Annotated in this window: 15 protein-coding genes; 8 read left to right on the forward strand and 7 right to left on the reverse strand. The window is 41.8% G+C overall.

Features of this window, described 5'->3' with window-relative positions; all coding sequences use genetic code 11:
• Positions 1-132 precede the first annotated feature (132 nt).
• The 8 genes from modA (at position 133) to B050_RS0112015 (ending at position 8,846) form a co-directional block, all read left to right on the forward strand.
• Positions 133-861: a molybdate ABC transporter substrate-binding protein gene (modA, locus tag B050_RS0111980; RefSeq protein ID WP_044202464.1), complete on the forward strand. Its 729-nt coding sequence runs from the start codon at positions 133-135 to the stop codon at positions 859-861.
• A 27-nt stretch (positions 862-888) separates the two neighbouring features.
• Positions 889-1,560: a molybdate ABC transporter permease subunit gene (gene modB, locus B050_RS0111985; protein WP_018474163.1), complete on the forward strand. Its 672-nt coding sequence runs from the start codon at positions 889-891 to the stop codon at positions 1,558-1,560.
• Positions 1,557-2,384 carry an ATP-binding cassette domain-containing protein gene (locus tag B050_RS22415; RefSeq protein ID WP_018474164.1) on the forward strand — a complete coding sequence of 276 codons (828 nt, stop codon included), beginning with the start codon at positions 1,557-1,559 and terminating at the stop codon, positions 2,382-2,384. The genes modB and B050_RS22415 overlap by 4 nt, the downstream gene beginning before the upstream one ends.
• Positions 2,385-2,909: 525 nt before the next feature.
• Entirely contained in the window at positions 2,910-3,962 is a 1,053-nt protein-coding gene (locus B050_RS0111995) for an MBL fold metallo-hydrolase (protein ID WP_018474165.1), read from the forward strand.
• Between the two features lie 381 nt (positions 3,963-4,343).
• Positions 4,344-4,928 carry an RNA polymerase sigma-70 factor gene (locus B050_RS0112000; protein WP_018474166.1) on the forward strand — a complete coding sequence of 195 codons (585 nt, stop codon included), beginning with the start codon at positions 4,344-4,346 and terminating at the stop codon, positions 4,926-4,928.
• A complete protein-coding gene (locus B050_RS0112005; protein WP_157492767.1) occupies positions 4,910-5,875 on the forward strand; it encodes a FecR family protein in 966 nt (321 codons plus the stop codon). Before B050_RS0112000 ends, B050_RS0112005 begins: the two co-directional genes overlap by 19 nt.
• A gap of 15 nt (positions 5,876-5,890) precedes the next feature.
• Positions 5,891-7,567 carry a peptidase associated/transthyretin-like domain-containing protein gene (locus B050_RS0112010; protein WP_018474168.1) on the forward strand — a complete coding sequence of 559 codons (1,677 nt, stop codon included), beginning with the start codon at positions 5,891-5,893 and terminating at the stop codon, positions 7,565-7,567.
• Positions 7,568-7,805: 238 nt separating this feature from the next.
• Positions 7,806-8,846, forward strand: a complete 1,041-nt coding sequence (locus B050_RS0112015) for an LA_2272 family surface repeat-containing protein (protein WP_018474169.1) — start codon at positions 7,806-7,808, stop codon at positions 8,844-8,846.
• Between the two features lie 381 nt (positions 8,847-9,227).
• Here B050_RS0112015 and B050_RS0112020 read toward each other — a convergent pair whose 3' ends face one another.
• From B050_RS0112020 to B050_RS0112055, 7 genes are all read right to left on the reverse strand, one after another.
• Positions 9,228-9,650 (reverse strand): NUDIX hydrolase, encoded by a 423-nt coding sequence (locus B050_RS0112020; RefSeq protein ID WP_018474170.1) that lies wholly within the window; start codon positions 9,648-9,650, stop codon positions 9,228-9,230.
• A gap of 83 nt (positions 9,651-9,733) precedes the next feature.
• Positions 9,734-11,863 carry a DUF4230 domain-containing protein gene (locus tag B050_RS0112025; protein ID WP_018474171.1) on the reverse strand — a complete coding sequence of 710 codons (2,130 nt, stop codon included), beginning with the start codon at positions 11,861-11,863 and terminating at the stop codon, positions 9,734-9,736.
• Entirely contained in the window at positions 11,860-12,435 is a 576-nt protein-coding gene (locus B050_RS0112030; protein ID WP_018474172.1) for a DUF4230 domain-containing protein, read from the reverse strand. Before B050_RS0112030 ends, B050_RS0112025 begins: the two co-directional genes overlap by 4 nt.
• A 53-nt stretch (positions 12,436-12,488) precedes the next feature.
• On the reverse strand, positions 12,489-14,219 hold the full coding sequence (locus B050_RS0112035) for an N-acetylmuramidase family protein (protein ID WP_018474173.1): 1,731 nt from the start codon (positions 14,217-14,219) through the stop codon (positions 12,489-12,491).
• Entirely contained in the window at positions 14,216-15,010 is a 795-nt protein-coding gene (locus B050_RS0112040; RefSeq protein WP_157492769.1) for a DUF5675 family protein, read from the reverse strand. The genes B050_RS0112035 and B050_RS0112040 overlap by 4 nt, the downstream gene beginning before the upstream one ends.
• Positions 15,011-15,435: 425 nt before the next feature.
• The gene (locus B050_RS0112050; RefSeq protein ID WP_018474176.1) at positions 15,436-15,648 is read right to left on the reverse strand and encodes a hypothetical protein; all 213 of its coding nucleotides are present in this window, start codon (positions 15,646-15,648) and stop codon (positions 15,436-15,438) included.
• A 336-nt stretch (positions 15,649-15,984) separates the two neighbouring features.
• A complete protein-coding gene (locus B050_RS0112055; RefSeq protein ID WP_026235838.1) occupies positions 15,985-16,962 on the reverse strand; it encodes a PorP/SprF family type IX secretion system membrane protein in 978 nt (325 codons plus the stop codon).

Consider the following 16,962-nt stretch of genomic DNA (forward strand, 5'->3'; position numbering starts at 1 on the left):
TGTTGGCAAGTTAATTAGTGGATAATCTTGGTAAAAATTGATAGAATGGAATATTTCCCCTTTATTTCGGTTATGATTATTCAGAAATTTTGTTCGGGGGTATTTTTGAGAGCCTTTATTTTTCTTATAATAATGGTTGGAGGGTACGGATGTTCTCCTAGACCCAGCACAAGCCTAAAAATCGCTACTGCCGCTAATATGGAGTATGCTATGAAGGAGATCATCGCAGAATTTGAGAATAACACCACAATAGACTGCGACCTAATTTTGGGTTCTTCGGGAAAGCTTACCGCCCAAATCCGCGAAGGAGCGCCATTTGATGTATTTGTCTCCGCCGATATGAAATACCCGGAAACCTTATTCCTCGGTAACCTGACCACCACCCACCCCAGAATATATGCTTCGGGTCAGCTAATATGGTGGAGCATGACAGGAGTTGAATTGGATTCAATTAATAAAAATAGCCTAAAACAAGTAAAAAATATAGCTATAGCAAATCCCAAAACCGCCCCTTACGGGCAGGCCGCCAAAGAAATGTTAACCAACACACAATTATGGGACAGCATCCAGGCAAAATTAGTATTTGCAGAGAGCATTGGCCAGACCAATCAATATATAGAATCCGCAGTAGTGGACCTTGGCATCACCTCATTGTCGGTGGTCAAAGCACCTAAAATGGAAGGGAAAGGAAACTGGAAAATTATAGATTCCACTAGCTATTCTCCCATACACCAAGGGGCGGTATTGATACGGTCAGACAAAAAAACTCCTTCAAAAGAGGCTAAAATATTTTATGATTTTTTATTTTCGGAAACTGTTAAGGCGATTTTGGAAAAAAATGGCTATCAGGTACCTCAATAATACACTACGCTCACTTTGCTTTATACAATGCTTTGGAATCCAATTCTTCTAAGTTTAAAATTAGCATTAATTACCACCATTATATTATTTGCTATTTCGATCCCCCTATCCTATTGGCTATCGAAAAGCAGCAGTAAACTCAAGCCCATCTTAGAAGCCATCATTGCCTTGCCGCTGGTGCTTCCCCCGACCGTATTAGGATTTTATTTGTTGCTCGCCTTCAGTCCACAGAGTAGTCTTGGTACCTGGGTGCATAGCTGGTTTGGAATGGACCTGTTATTTTCATTTCCAGGGCTGGTCATCGGTTCATGTCTATATAGCCTACCCTTCATGGTACAGCCTTTACAATCGGGTTTCCTCTCCATTCCAAAAAGCCTCATGGAAGCTGCGCGCCTGATGGATAAGGATTTTTTCACTGTGTTATTTAGGGTGTTATTGCCCAATATGAAGTCAGCAGTATTGAGCGGATTAATACTCACCTTTGCGCATACCATGGGTGAATTTGGCGTGGTCCTCATGATCGGTGGAAATATCCCGAATCAAACTAAGGTGGCCTCCATCGCAATATATGACGAGGTAGAAAGCCTCAATTATGCCCTAGCCAATCAATACGCTATGATCTTAGTGGCCCTATCATTTGTTACTCTATTGGTCGTTTACACCTTCAATGGTGGGTATTTTAAACAACAGTCAAGATGATTAAACTTGATATAGAAAAATCCTTTAAAGGCACCTCTTCCCTATGGGAAATGGCCCTAAGCTGCAATTGGGATTTGGGGAGGATCATCGGAATAAGTGGCCCCTCAGGAGCCGGGAAATCCACCTTATTGAGAATCATTGCGGGACTGGAGCAGCCTGACCAGGGCCATATAATGATAGATAATCAAGTCTGGTATGACAGCACCTCCAGCATCAATACTCCTGCAGGCAAGAGAAATATAGGCTTTGTATTTCAGGATTATGCCTTATTTCCCAATATGACCGTGCAGCAGAATCTCCTTTTCGCTCAAAAAGTGAAGGATATAAGACTGGTCAACGAGCTTATAGAGGTGATGGAGATGGAAGCGTGGAGAGATATCAAGCCACAATTACTCTCTGGAGGCCAGCAGCAACGAGTAGCTTTAGCCAGAGCTATTGCTATGAAACCCGACCTATTACTGCTGGATGAGCCATTTTCGGCTTTAGATCCTGCACTAAGAGATAGACTGTTGGGATACCTTAAGATGCTTCACCAAAAATACAGGATGACCATTTTCTTGGTAAGCCATGACCTAGATTCCTTAACCAAGGTTTCGGACCAACTTTTATTCTTGGATAATGGAAAAGTTACATCCCAGCAGAACAGTCCATTTACCCCAATAAAAACGAAGAGATGTTTAGCAAAATTGATAAAGATCAATGCGTCTGAGGATCATAGTGCTTTTGTATTTGAATTTGAAGGAGAAAGAATAGAACTAAAATTGCCAGCTAACCTTCCCATAAAATGGCAGATTGGAGATAATATCGAGCTTCCTTATGGATGATATTTACCCTTTTTGGTATTTATAGCCTTTATTGAAGCAGTTTGCTCAGGGTCCTTTTCATTTTATGCCAGCTAAAAGCATGAAAAAAGACGGCCAGATTTGGGTATTTTTCACCTACACTACCCACTATAACCTACTAAAATTCACATCACTAATGTGTAATTCTGGTAGGTCATAATAAATAATGGGTATGCATCTTCACCTATTCCCCAAAATCCATTTTGCGATCCCACATCCTCATGATACAATCTGGCAGATCAGGCAAGGGCTACAGCTTATCCATCTGATAAAGGGGTCGTTTACTAAAAACCTCTATTTATAATAGGCCGAGAAATTCCTTGATATTATCTTCTAAAGGGCTATTATTTCCATAAATTAGTGCCTGGTTCACCTTTTAAGTTTATGAAATAGTCTTATAAACTAACCTATAAGCATATTCCACGTTATGCCTATGGAAAATATAGGAGCTATTCCTGGGAATCAAATTACCTATTTGGGGGATTATTTAAGAATTAACATAAGTAAATGTCATTTAAAGCACAGTTTGGGGGGTCATTTCGCAAGGATGATTTAGAAAGGGCCAAGAAAAGCAAGCACTGGAAGGGTAAGAGTTTTCAGAATCTCATTGAAACGACAATGGATTTTTCCTTTTCAGGAATGTATAAATTAATGAAGGACAATCGCTTGGTAAAGACTACGAAAGGTCCCAAGGAAAATATTCCTGTTCTGGCTTTTGATAAGGAAGCATGGGAGGCAGACGTCGACCAGCGTGCTAAATTTATTTGGTATGGCCATTCGGTATTATTAATCCAACTTGCGGGCAAAAACATCCTAGTTGATCCCATGTTTGGGCAGGATGCCTCCCCCATAGCTCCCATTACCACGAGTCGCTTCAGCGCAGGCATGAGGGAAGCTATGCATAATTTGCCGGAAATTGACTTGATATGCTTAACGCATGACCATTATGATCATCTTGATTATGATAGCATCAGGTATTTTTTTGGAACAGTGAAGCATTGGTTAGTGCCCCTAGGGGTTGGTCGGCATCTGGAGAACTGGGGATTGCCGGCAGATAATATCGAGGAGGTGGATTGGTGGGACAGCACACGTTATTTTGATATCAAGATCACCTTCACTCCCAGTCGTCACTTCTCTGGTCGGGGACTGCTGGACCGGGCAAAATCCCTTTGGGGTGGATTTATTTTTCAATGGGAGGAGGTTTCCATCTATCATAGTGGTGATGGTGGCTATGGCCCACATTTTAAAGAAATCGGTGAAGAGTATGGTCCATTTGACTTGATGTTTGTAGAATGTGGCCAATATTATGAACAATGGGCTAATATCCATATGTACCCGGAAGAGAGTGTCCAAGCGGCACTGGATGCTAAAGCCAAAATGGCTTTTCCTATCCATTGGGGAGGGTTTTCTCTAGCCCCACATACCTGGACCGATCCTATAGAGCGCTTCCTAAAAGCGGCAATAGAAGAAAATCTAATGGCTCTTCACCCTGAAATTGGGCAGATCGTCAACCTCTCAAATCCACCAGAGGCCAAACGATGGTGGGAAAACATCAAATAAATAAGAGCATAACATTCCTATTATCATAGGCAACTGAAACGTTTCCAATCAAAAATCAAACTTGCTGCAGGTCGGCGTATTATATGCTTGCTACTTCCATAAGATTTTTACTCTAATTCTTCACGCCTATAGGAAGCAAGGATGGAATTTTATTCCTACTACCCTATTATTATGATATTATTTAGATCTCACTAAGGGTAAGTCCGCACTTGGGTGTCCTATTTAAGAATGGTAAGCAAAGCACTTTCTTTATCAGAGCTACGCTTCATCTTCCCTGAGGGTTTTTTACCTATGTTTTGTAGGAAAAAGATGATTTCATAGAGGAAAAATTTCGATATTGAACCAAAAATAAGGGTAAAAGAATACGATAATCCATAGACAGTGGAAATAATACAGCAGGAAAGTCAGACCTATATCGACGACTTACTATTTGAGCAAAGTTTCAGGGACTATTTTCAGCCCTTGTATGCGTATGCCTGCATGTTATTGAAGCAAGAGGAGGAGGCTGAGGAAGTGGTGCAAGGAGTATTCTTAAAATTATGGGAGAAACGGGAGCAAATCACCATCAGCATTTCGCTAAAGGCTTATCTCTATCAGATGGTTTATCGTGACTGCATGAATCATATTAGGCATGAAAAGGTAAAGATGAAACATCAGCAATATCAGCAGTATGAAATCCAGAGGCATGGAATGGGTGAAGACCCTGGTCATGACGAAGAGCTTATGGAGCAGCTGAAAAAAGCCTTAGCAAAATTACCCGAAAAATGCCGTAAGGTTTTTCTTCTCAGCCGATATGAATCCCTGAAATATCAGGAGATCGCAGATCGTATGGGGATATCTGTCAAAACGGTGGAGACCCATATGGGTAAAGCATTGAGGCATTTGAGAAGTGAGTTGGCGGATTTTCTACCCCTAGTAATTATTATGTGTTTAGAATGGTTGGAAATATGGATGAGAGCAAATTAATTAAGAATATTATCAAGGAAACCAGTGCTCAGGAGCGGGAAGAAATAGAACGATGGATCAATGATCATCCCTCGAATCGGGAGTTTTATGATCAAATCGAATGGATATGGCAAAAAAGTCAACGCATACAGCCTTCTTATAAAATAGAAGTGGATGATGCGTGGGAAAAATTTCAGCAGCTTAGAGATCAGCAAACGTCTCGGAAGGGAAAACAGCGATTTCTAAATTCCTGGATTCAAATAGCCGCTGTATTTATGGTATTCTTCATTGCCGCAGGCATACTATATTCCAGTTTTATGGAACCCGACAATTTTCTAATTAGTAATATACAGGTTTCCAGCGGTCAGGAAACTCATACGGAAGAGCTCTTTGATGGGAGCATCATCACCGCGAATAGAAATAGTCAACTGACGTTCAAACAAAACTTCCTGTCTCAGAGCCGTCATGCCGAACTTCAGGAAGGAGAAGCCTATTTTAAAGTTGCCAAAAACAAAGAAAAGCCCTTTATAGTAAAAGTGGGCGATGCTTCTGTAAAGGTTTTAGGAACCTCCTTTAATATTAAGAAAAGTGAGGACAAGATCGAGGTGATCCTTACCGAAGGAAGTGTGGAAGTGGAATGGATGGATAAAACCACCTTGTTAAAGCCAGGCGAAAAAATCCTGCTTTCTAGTAATAATCCCAATGTCGCACTCAGCACAATAGATGATAATCTATATAACTATTATGTAGGCGACTATTTCCAAGCTCAGCAGACCCCATTATGGAGAGTGGTGGAAATTTTAAATGAGGCTTATTCGGCAAATATTATAATCCTAAAAGAAGATTTACGTAATTTACCATTGACAACGACCTTCAAAAATGATTCTTTAGAAAGCAATCTTCAGGTATTGCAGGCTACTTTTGGTCTGAATATCATCCGAGAGCCCAATAGGATCATTATCAAATAATGGTTTAGACATCGTATGAAAAGCCTTTCCCTGTTCAGGATCTCATTATTTTTTGCACTTTTCGCCTATTATAGTCCACAGCTTAAGGCTCAGAATGCATTGGATCAGTCACTTTCTGTGAAATCCATGGAGTCGGTAAGCATCCAGGAGGTGTTAAAAACGGTGGAGAGGGATCAAGGATTTTATTTTTCCTACAATAGCAATATTATCCCCGTGGACAGCCTGGTATCGGTAGCAAGATTTAAGGGCTCCGTGCGGCATTTTATGTTAGGGCTATTGGGTAATGATTATGAATTTGTGGAGACTCCAGGCTATATTATTATCAGATATGCTCCCAATCGTCTATTCTTGGATGAAAATGAAGAGATTAAAGAAGGCAAAAGCTGGCTGATCACCGGAAAGATCAAAGACCTCCGGAGTGACAATCTGATAGCCTATGCCAGTGTATATGACCGCAGCACCTTGCAGTCCTCCCTGACCGATAAGCGGGGTTATTTTGAGCTAAAAGTCAAAAATCCTAATGAGTCCATACTCCTCACTATTAGCAAGGAAAATTATCGCGACACCACTTTTATGCTACTTCCGCCAGTGGATATTCAGGCCGACAGGAAAAGTACACCTTTCCGCTACTCTACGGAGAGCAATAATGATGAGGCACTCCAAAGTACCTTCTTTGGCCAGATGATGATTGGCTTCAAGCAGCGAATGCAATCGCTGAATATAGGAGATTTCATCACTGAAATGCCTGCTCAGGTTTCCTTACTCCCACGAGTAGGCACCCATGGTTTGATGAACGGGCAGGTCGTAAACCATGCCTCGCTGAATATTATAGGCGGATATACGGCAGGCACCAGCGGAATGGAAATCGGTGGTATATTTAATATTAACCGCCAAAACACCAAATATTTTCAAGTCGCAGGAATCTTTAATTTGGTGGGAGGAAATGTAGAGGGCATCCAAATCGCTGGTATATCCAATCGAGTATTGGGCGCTGTCGATGGGTTTCAGGCAGCCGGCGCCTTTAATATTACCGGGGATTTCCATGGCATGCAGGTGGCAGGATTATATAATAAATCCAAACAGGCAAAAGGCTTACAAGTCGCTGGCCTGTTTAACCAAGCCGAGGGTCTATCCAATGTCCAAGTAGCGGGTATTCTAAATAAAGCGGAGATTTCCACTGATATGCAATTAGGCCTAATCAATATTGCCGATTCCAGCGCCTACCCCATCGGGCTCGTGAATATTATAAGGTCAGGAGAAAAAAGTCTTAGTTTCGCTTATGACGAACTGGACTACCTTTCCATGACGCTGAGGACTGGGGGGACTTTCAGCTACGGCCTCTTGGGAATCGCTTATGCATTGGAGGACAGAACCTATAATTATGCCCTGGACGTGGGCTTAGGGCTCCACCTATCCAATTCCCGTCTATTTTCTCTCGATACAGAACTGATGTCCCGCACTAGTCTGGGGCCGGTGACTAGCACCCTGAATACGGGCTCTCTTAAAATAATTCCTGGATTGAAACCCAAGCCACATTTTAAGCTATTTGTGGGGCCATCCCTTAATTTCATTTCACGCCAGGATCTCAGCGAAACTCATATTCCAGGATGGGTGATTGAGGATTTCTCTGATGATAGATCCATTAAGGCTTGGTATATAGGCTGGTCCACCGGTCTTTCGTATATTTTTTAGGTCAATAGATCGCTTTCTGACAGCTGTGAATACTTTCTCAGTCATACAAGCATTATTTCTCAGAGTCCTTTTGATAAGTTTAAAATTGCCCTTCATGGATAATTCAGCTAGTTTTTAAGGGTAAACCATCGTGGAGTTTTTTAGATTTTTGGATATATCTATACTTTATTGCCATGGAAATAAGGGTAATGGTTAAGAAAGGTGTCTTGGTAATAAGAACAACAAATTATTACCACAAATGAAGAAGATATTAATATTGGCCGCGGCTTTAATTCTGACCTATAGTCAGCAAGCATTCTCACAAAACGATTCGATTCCACTGTACACGGTTCTCTATAATCAAGCGCCTGAGGGTTTTGACTACCCTCTTATTGGATTGATTAATCATGGTATAGGATCCCATAAAGGTGCACAAATCGGCCTGATCAATATGAACCGTCAGGACTTTTTGGGTGCACAGTTGGGATTTTTAAATACTAGCGGAGGGGATTTGAATGGCCTGCAAGCCGGCTTTGTAAACACCGTAGTGGGAAATGTTACCGGGCTACAAACGGGATTTATTAATACCACGGCAGAATCCCTCAGAGGCAGCCAGCTGGGTTTTATAAATACGGCGGTAAAGGAAAGCAATGGCCTCCAGGTAGGGTTTATCAATACCTCCGCCAAAAAACTGGATGGGGCCCAAATAGGTTTTGTCAATACCAGTCCGGAGGAAGTCACTGGAGCCCAGATAGGATTTGTGAATAGCACGGGTAAGCTAAGTACCATTCAGCTGGGTTTCCTTAATTATGCGGATTCCTTAGATGATAGTGGGGTTCCTATCGGCTTCTTATCGATCATCCGCCATGGAGGTTATCAGGCAATCGAAATGGGATATACTGAGTTATTTACCTATAACCTAGCGGCGAAAATAGGTATTCCAGCCCTATACACCACTTTAAACGCAGCCTATAATCCAGATTTTCAGGATTCCTGGGCCCTTGGGGCAGGTTTCGGAAGTAATATCGCGGTAGGCCCAATATTTTTCGTAAATCCAGAGGCCTACTACCTGCATCAACTTAAAAGCGAAAATTACCTGGTCAGGTTCAATTTTAACTTTGGTGTTAATATAGGTAGGCGTTTCCAACTTGTCGCTGGACCTTCCGCCACCTGGACTAGGATAGAAAGTGGAGAGCAATTCCTTGATCCTCAATTTTACTTCCATAGAGAATCCTTTGACTGGGACGACGAACTGCTAGTAGGTTTCAATGCAGCCTTAAGAATCAAATTGTCCAATTAAAAATATTCCACCTCATCCACTCATATCAATAATAAATAGGATTATCCATGCAGTAGACTGCTCAACAAAAGAGCCTGGACTTTCACCCAGTCTATGGTCTTGTTAGGAAGTACTATTTTGATCTTAACTACCATATCGTAAGAGTTTTATGAGAAGCCGCTACTGTCCCTACTTGTTTATTTCGGTTCGTAGATTCTTAGATGGACTGTGGACTGGGGACTGGATTTTTGGGATACCAGTGAAATGAATTAATTCCAATGAAGTCCTTATCCGTAATTGGTATAAGCCAGCCATTTCCTGCTTAGGATAGGCTGGCTTTTTAATATCGAAATAGTGAGATTAAAAACACTGACTTAAAGTCAAACCCAATAGAGCTTTAAATTAGCTTCCGCCCACAGGATAGATCAGATTCATTAGGATACTCACATTCTCATAAGTTTGTATGTTATTGACTTCGTCAAAATCAAAAAATCCCAATGCCATACATTCCCCGGAAGCCACAAAATCAAAACTTTCTAAATACGCATCGTAAATAATATTGGCGATGGGCTCCCCTTTTGGATTGTTGCAGGTAAAGAAATAGCGGGGTACCTCATTTTTCAAGCTTAGCTGAAGGCCCATTTCCTCTCTCACCTCACGGACCAATCCCTCTTTGACGGATTCCCCATGATCCAATCCTCCTCCAGGCAGATCCCACAATCCATTATCCTCCTGAATCAATAAGACTTTTCCTGTTTCATTTTTGATCAGGGCTTTTACACTTATCCGATAAAAACACTCTTTAATAAAAGCGGACTCTTTCATAATTGGGATTTTTATTTCCCTAAAAATAATAAGGAATCAATAAATAGTGATTCTTCCAAACGATAATTTTTCAGGTGTAAACCTCAGTTACCTTCGGCTTTTAAGGATACCCCTTTTGGACCCAAAACGACCTGTTGACTCCCTTTATCTTTGGACCTGGAAGCCAACCAGTCCGATGCTTTCTCGAAGATATTTCTATCTGCAAAGGCAATTTCCTCATGATGCACACTCACCATATAATCAACCAACTCTTCGCCTTGACCAGAAGTCAAGGTGTCAGTAGGATTTAAAGGATTATTGCTCAATGAAGTACTCAGCCATTGGCCCTGATCTATTAATAGTGAGGCCTCCTGGCTCAAAACAGTTAAAAACTGGGGATCAAGGATTTCATTGATCTTGCTGGTTAGATGATATACCGTATCCATTTGAGCGTTATGGATATGCCAATAGACATTCGCTTTTGGATTGTTGGACTCGGGATCCACCTCCTTCGTGATGACCAAAACATTCTCCGATGGAGGCGAGGAAGAGTAAAAAGGAAACAGCAAATCTTTCCAAAATTCGGCCTCCGCAGTGGCATTTTGAATTAATAACTCCACCACATCTTCTCCTTCCAGAAGATTATATCCTACTACTTTCTCCAGGTTAAATATCTCCGCCATATTAAAATCCTCCTCTAGCATGCAGTATTTGATATTCAAGGCTTCTATATTGGGCTTTTTATGGGAGAGTTTTCGGATGAAGTCATTGTATTCCTTCGCAAAAACCATGGAATCCATATACCAATAGGCATAGGAGGAATTCAGCCTTTTCATAGCTTTTGCTTTAGAACTTCCTGGCTTGGAGAAATTTTCTCTGATCGAACTTAAAAGCAGAGTTTCCTCTTCGCTAAGCAGGCTATCCTTCAGGATTTGACTGCCGGTTAATGAAAGCATCGTGAATGATTCTCCATCCATATCGTATGGATATCGCCTTAATTCGGTCAGGATTTCCCGCAGGATTAGGGCTTTCTCTTTCGCCAAGGATTGATTGATCGATTGATTTTTGACCGTCCGATTGAGGGAGTCAATTAGAGTTGCCTCCATGACCATTAAGGAATCCAGAAGGAAGGCCTCATTATAGGTTATATGTTCATCTTTTTGAGCCTCTTTTACATAATCGAAGAAGGGATTATGGTGAAAAAACACCTGTTTGATCTCGGTATTAGTAAGAATAGAAAATAGGTTCTTTAAAGCCAGTTCCCCTTGAGCTTGCGCATTTTGAAGCAATGCAGCACGGTGGGCTTGCAGCGTCAGCTTATCCAGGCAATAAGATTTAACTAATTGAGCGTCTTTAAATTCCACCTTTCCCTTTTCTTCCAAAATCTGAAAACCAGGAATCCCCTTTTCGGGAATAAACCAGGGGTTGATATCCGTATTAAGGATTTTTGGATAAGCGCCCATTATATGGATTACACTACGTTCTTTGTTCCAAATAATAGATTCCTCATCCAAATCGGAAAAGTCAAATCCAGCCTTTACCCATCCTCTGCCAATCATGGTAAGTTTCTTTTTGGCTTCACTCTTGGTCCAGGTTTCACGCTCCCGATTGGAAAGTTGCTTTACCAATGATTGACCATCCTGAACGGTCCACTGTGGCACATCCTTCTCATAAAACTCCAAAAATAGCGCTTCTTTTTCCCCGTTTTTCAATCCGGTGTTATTCTCTCTGAAGGTTTTGTTATATAATAAGATCAATAACTCAGTAAACATTGGGTGGGACTCCATGAGGGGCATAGACCCTAGATAATCGAGTTTTCTGCTAATATTATTTTTGCGGACCTTATATTTTATAATAGACCTCCAATTAGGGATTTTTGATTGCAATTGATATTCCTGCACGCGGACCTCCTCAGGAAGTTCCTGGAAGTCCCTAAGGTTATCAATAGAAAGGTCCAAGGCCATGTACAAGCTATCTGCCTGATCCATCAGCCAGCCCTCATCGATCGGCCGTAAGCGAGCTTCTTCGATGGAGCTGACCACTTCCCCATAGTATTCGGCAGTCACCAATTCGCCAATTTTATGTATCTCCGTGAGCAAATTCCCCGTATCCTCCAATTTTAATCCCCCGCCAAAAATCTTCCAGGGATTCCACCAAAAAACCAAGCCCACCAGCACCATTACCAGCAGAACATCGACTATAATCTTCCAATATTTGAGTACAGCGTTTATCATTCTAAGATCCTCATATCTTCAGCGTCCAGTAAATTTACCTGTGGCAGCAGCAGCTCATTTGATTTATAACTGATATAGATTTCCTTATAGCCAAGTGCACTCAGCAGCACTTCAAATAACTGCCGGGTGTGCTGCTGGGAGGTCTTTACCAGACCCATATACTGTAAATTGCTACGAACGTCCAGCTCAGCTTCCTGGAAAAAGCGCTCTTGATCCCTTAAGGAAAGTTTATTTAGAAATGCCTTGGTATCAGTAATGACCGAATCCACCACAAAATCTGGCGCTGGATACGAGAAATTTACCACTTCGATGGCCGGAAGAACAAGGATAATCTTCTCCCCTTCCACCTCTATATCCTCAGGTTGGATTTTGCTCAGGTCGATTCCCGTCTTTACATACACTTTAGAATAAGCCATAAATTGGGTCTGGCTTATATCCACAAAGAATATTTTCTTGGACTTACTTCCAAATACCACCTTGTCGATCACAAATTCTGTGGTGGCCAGGTCAGAGGCCTCCTTAATTTTGCCCACTACCATGGCCCTCTCGTCCTTTTTGCAGGATAAAGTCATTAGCAGCGCTAATACAACGAAAATGCAATATCTGAGTAGCGGTCTATACATCATCATTTCAGTTTAGCCTTAAAACTTTGATAAGCTTTGGCCAGCCTAATATCATATTGGCTCACTTTATAGCCTCTACCATTATAGCCATAGGCAAAAGATGCCCAGTCATACTGCCCCTGATTCTCCTCGGAGATATAATGAATTAGGGCTTTATCTTTGACCTTTTTATGTTGGATGAAAGCCATGAAATCTAAGAAATGGTAATATTCCGCCTCATGCTGCTTAGCCTCAAAGTCCTCTGCATCCTTATAATGCCTAGATTGAATATTATGGGTGATATTTTCGCCCAAAATCTGGAATAATCCCCAGGATGAGGCATAGATAGGAGCGCTGTTACTGATTCCCTCGGCAATTTCCTTAGCTTTATTCAGTCTCTGGTATTCATCTGCTCCCATTTTATAGTGTGAGGTGGTCCATTTGGGATAGATAATCGTAGGATGCTGCTTTTGGAGATCCTCCAGCTCCTCGGTGGATTTCCCCACCTTGCTCATCCAGTACCAGAATTTATGTCCCTCGAAGAGTATTTTGGCTCTTCCATCCGGCAAATGGCCTCTGCCAGAGGATTCCACACTAATAAGGGCCTTGACCACGGCCAAAGAGAGGTCTATTCCCTTATTATTCCTCAATTCATCTAAGGCCTCCATTATCTCCTCATCGATGAGCACCTTATCATTTGCATTATCTCTGATCTGTACGAAGGCCGAGGTAGGCACCTTTCCTATGGAGGAGGTGTCTATCATTGGCGCTGTGATCAGCCCTTTCTTTAGGGAACTGATATTTGGTGGACTAGGAATATCATTGATCATTCTAAAGGCCAAATCTTCTTCCAGAAATTCCAAATCGTCCATAGCAACAGGATCTGTATTTGGGAAATCACCCTGCTCCTCTATGGGGGAAGGTGCGGAGTCTGCGCGGTTAAAGTTGGCAGGATCTGGACCTGGGTCAGGACCTCTTTCCTTGGTTTTATTTTCTACTGTCCAGCGATCCCGCAGGTATTTCAGGGAGCGATCCCCAAAATAAAAGGCTATCATCATCAAAAATGCCGTTTCAAAAAACTCAAATTGCTGAGTGCGCAGTGCCATTTCCGCATTAGACACATAGTCCATACCATAGCTACTTATCAAGAGGGAAATGCCTCCCACCAAAAGGGTAAATGCGATCATGCCTCTTACAGTCCCTGGAGGAAGGCCAAATGTCTGGCTGCGGTAAGGGTTAAATAGTGGTTCTTCCTGGCCTGTAGAGGCATTTTGCATGCCATACTGCTGCATTTCCTTCCCCTTTTCTATTTTGGCCCACTCCTCATCGGTGATGCCATAGTTGATATTATAAAAATATACCGCCCATACAAAATAGATCATAAAGACCGATACCCATACCACCGTCACCATCAGCCCCACAATACGGTAGGGATTTCCTCCTTCGAAATAGGACAACACCCCATATCCAATCCCCATCAGACTTAGCAAGACTGCAAAAATTACGGTGCCTTTAAAAAACACATCATGGTACTTATTCCTATAGATCCTTCGCCGATCCGCCTCTGACCTCAGATGGCGAATAGACACGGCATAGCCCATCGCCAAGGCAATTAGCAGGGCCATACCATAATAAAGCTCTCCCCCACTTTTCAGAGAAAACCCTAAGATGGCGAGAACTATGATCAGGCCTATAATAATGCTGCCTAGCTGCAGGATCAGCTTTTTGTATCGGGTAAAAAGTCGTTTTATCATGATCTAATGGGGGATTTGCCAAACCAATCTTCATTGTAAATGGCTATTGAAACATTTTCATGCGTATGAAGAAGGCTACTGATTTTCTTATAAAACTGCTCATAAGTCTTGCTGGAGGAGAGAATGGAGCGCGGCATTCCTGCACTTACCCCATCGGCGATTAAGATACATCCACTGGTATGCTCATGATTATTACCTATATGGATATAGATCCCCTCAAATTCCGGTACGTCCTGCAATTGTAAGTGAAAGTCAAACCAGGAATTCTTATCCCTGTACTTTTGGGTCATAGGCGTAATATTCTTATTGAAATTGATAGCATATTGACCAGCTGGAATGCGAGTTTGATGTTTTACTTTCAGCTCCCTGTGCGTATCCTCGAGCGTATAACAGAAGAATTTTGTCCTCATAAACATCAGTCCAAGCGTGGTCTCCCCATCATCATAATACCTAAGAAGTGAAATGGTGGCAGTTTTCTCCGCCACAGTGCCCTGCTGAGCTAAGGCTAAGTCGCTTTCAAGTTTGCGTATTCTGCTCTGGAGATGGTCGATTTCAAAATTGGCTGGTTCATCTGCTTTTGGTGAGGGGCTGATGATGCTCTCTATAGGCTTTGGTGAGCGCTCAAACATCTTTTTGACCGCGCTAAAGCCCTTTTGACCCAGGGTGATAATATATCCCACAAAGCCGATGAGGTATAACCATATTTTGGACAGTAAGTCAGGATTGGTGAAAAACACCAAGAGCATAACCAACACAATACCTATAATAAATAGGCCTATAAAACGTCGCATAATAAAAATCTCCAGAAGTGAATTTTAACGACAGTTGGCTTAGTCTAAAAAGTAAATAACTATGTAAAATTTAAGAATTTATGTTCTCTTATCAAACAATAAGGCCTTTTAATTATCCCCAAGGCCAAAAAACTTAATCCGTTTATGAAAATTCAGAGTTTCAATTGACCTTCACTCCTTCCTTTCCCATAGCTCAAAATACAAGCTTTGAAAGCCTGGCCTTTTCTATAGCCCTTCCCTATATCTATATTATTCGCATGCTGAATAATCAGAAACACCAACTGGTCTCGATAGCTCCGTTGCTATTTCAAATAAAAGGCTTTGCTTTTAGTCCAAACCCCTATTAAGAATACCCAGTTCCTCCTAGCTAGACTTAGCGCCATTGTATTACTTTGACAATCAGTTTCTTACGTAAATCACCCCCATTAATCGGTAGCGTTTTGTTCCTCCTGGTTTTCATCTTCCCGGCTATTCATAGTTGATTTTTTACCGAAATTATAAATGATGGCCAGTCTATAATACCTGCTGTCATCAAAATGCCGAATGGAAAAATTATACTTAAAATAATCAAAGTCAATTGCCAATTTCCGGTTAAGGGTATTTATATCAAGGGTAAGGTGATAGTTTAGGCTATTCATTTTTTCTCGTAGGCATTTCTACTTAGCGTATTGATCAGGGAATCCGGGGAATGATCGTTGGAATTAGCCATCCAAGCCTCATTCTTTGAATCTTATAATATACTATTTACTAAACCACTATTGCCTGCACTGGTAAATCTGTAGGTGGTTTGGCCACTTCCAGGATACTTTAGCTATCATCAGCAAAGAGCAATTTGAGGTAGTTTACCTTAATTTATAAGGTAGCTAGTGGAAGATTAATATTTATAAAAAAACTAAAGGGGGAAATCCTTTGGTATATAGCTTTCCCCCGTGATAAAATCTAAAAGCGTCATAAATCATCCTTATCCGCTAGGGTCAAAACCAGCGTTGATTGCTAAGTCTTCGATTCTTAGTGACCAGGTAATAGCCGATGGATAGCTCATGGGAATTGTTTTTATAGGTATTCAGTACATTCAGATTATTATCATAGGCATAGCCAATTCTAAGATTATTGAAGGCAAAGAATTCCAAAAGTATGGCGATGGAATTTCGATTGCTAAGATTCTCGGGAAGGTTGTCATTTCCCCATTTCACATTGGAGCGGTAAGAACTGCCGATCCAGAAGCTTTGGTAGAAGAGAAACATCGCATTCAGGTCATAATTCGTGGGCGCGCCTTTGGTCTCTTTTACCAGGAAAGAAGGTTTGATTTGGACATTTTGGCTCAGAGGGATCAGGGCACCCGCTGTCAGATAGTAATGAAAATCATGATAGGCTAGCGCAATATCTTCCCGCTCGAGGGAGTTTTTGCCAATCAAATTATACATGCTTAATCCAGCATAAAATCTCGGCGTATTAAAGAACAGACCACCATTTAAGTTGGGAGTAAATAAATTTACCCTTCCTTGCGGCAGTTCCGAGTCCGGATAGTCATTGGGATCCAGCATGGAGCCATCGATTACATATTCGGAGACTCCTCCGCTGAGGCCCAGCCCCAAAAAGGATTCGTTGCCCGTCTGTATCCTATAGGCATAATTGACTAATAAACCATTGGTCACGGTGGGGCCAAGCTGGTCACTCATTACTGCAAAGCCGAAACCCATGCGTCCTTCATTAGCACTAAAATCCCCCGTCACGGTAAAGGTTTTTGGGGCACCGGGAAAGTTCACCCACTGGCTACGATAGGTGGATTGGATATACGATTCTCCCTTGTATCCAGCATAGCCAGGATTGATGTGCAGGCCATTGAACATGTATTGACTAAACTGTGGCAGCTGTTGCGAAAAGGCAGCGGACAGCCCTCCACAAAATAGGAGAGCTGCTGCCAAAATTATTTTATTATAAATTGATCTCAT

The organism is Echinicola pacifica DSM 19836 (assembly GCF_000373245.1).
GTDB lineage: Bacteria > Bacteroidota > Bacteroidia > Cytophagales > Cyclobacteriaceae > Echinicola > Echinicola pacifica.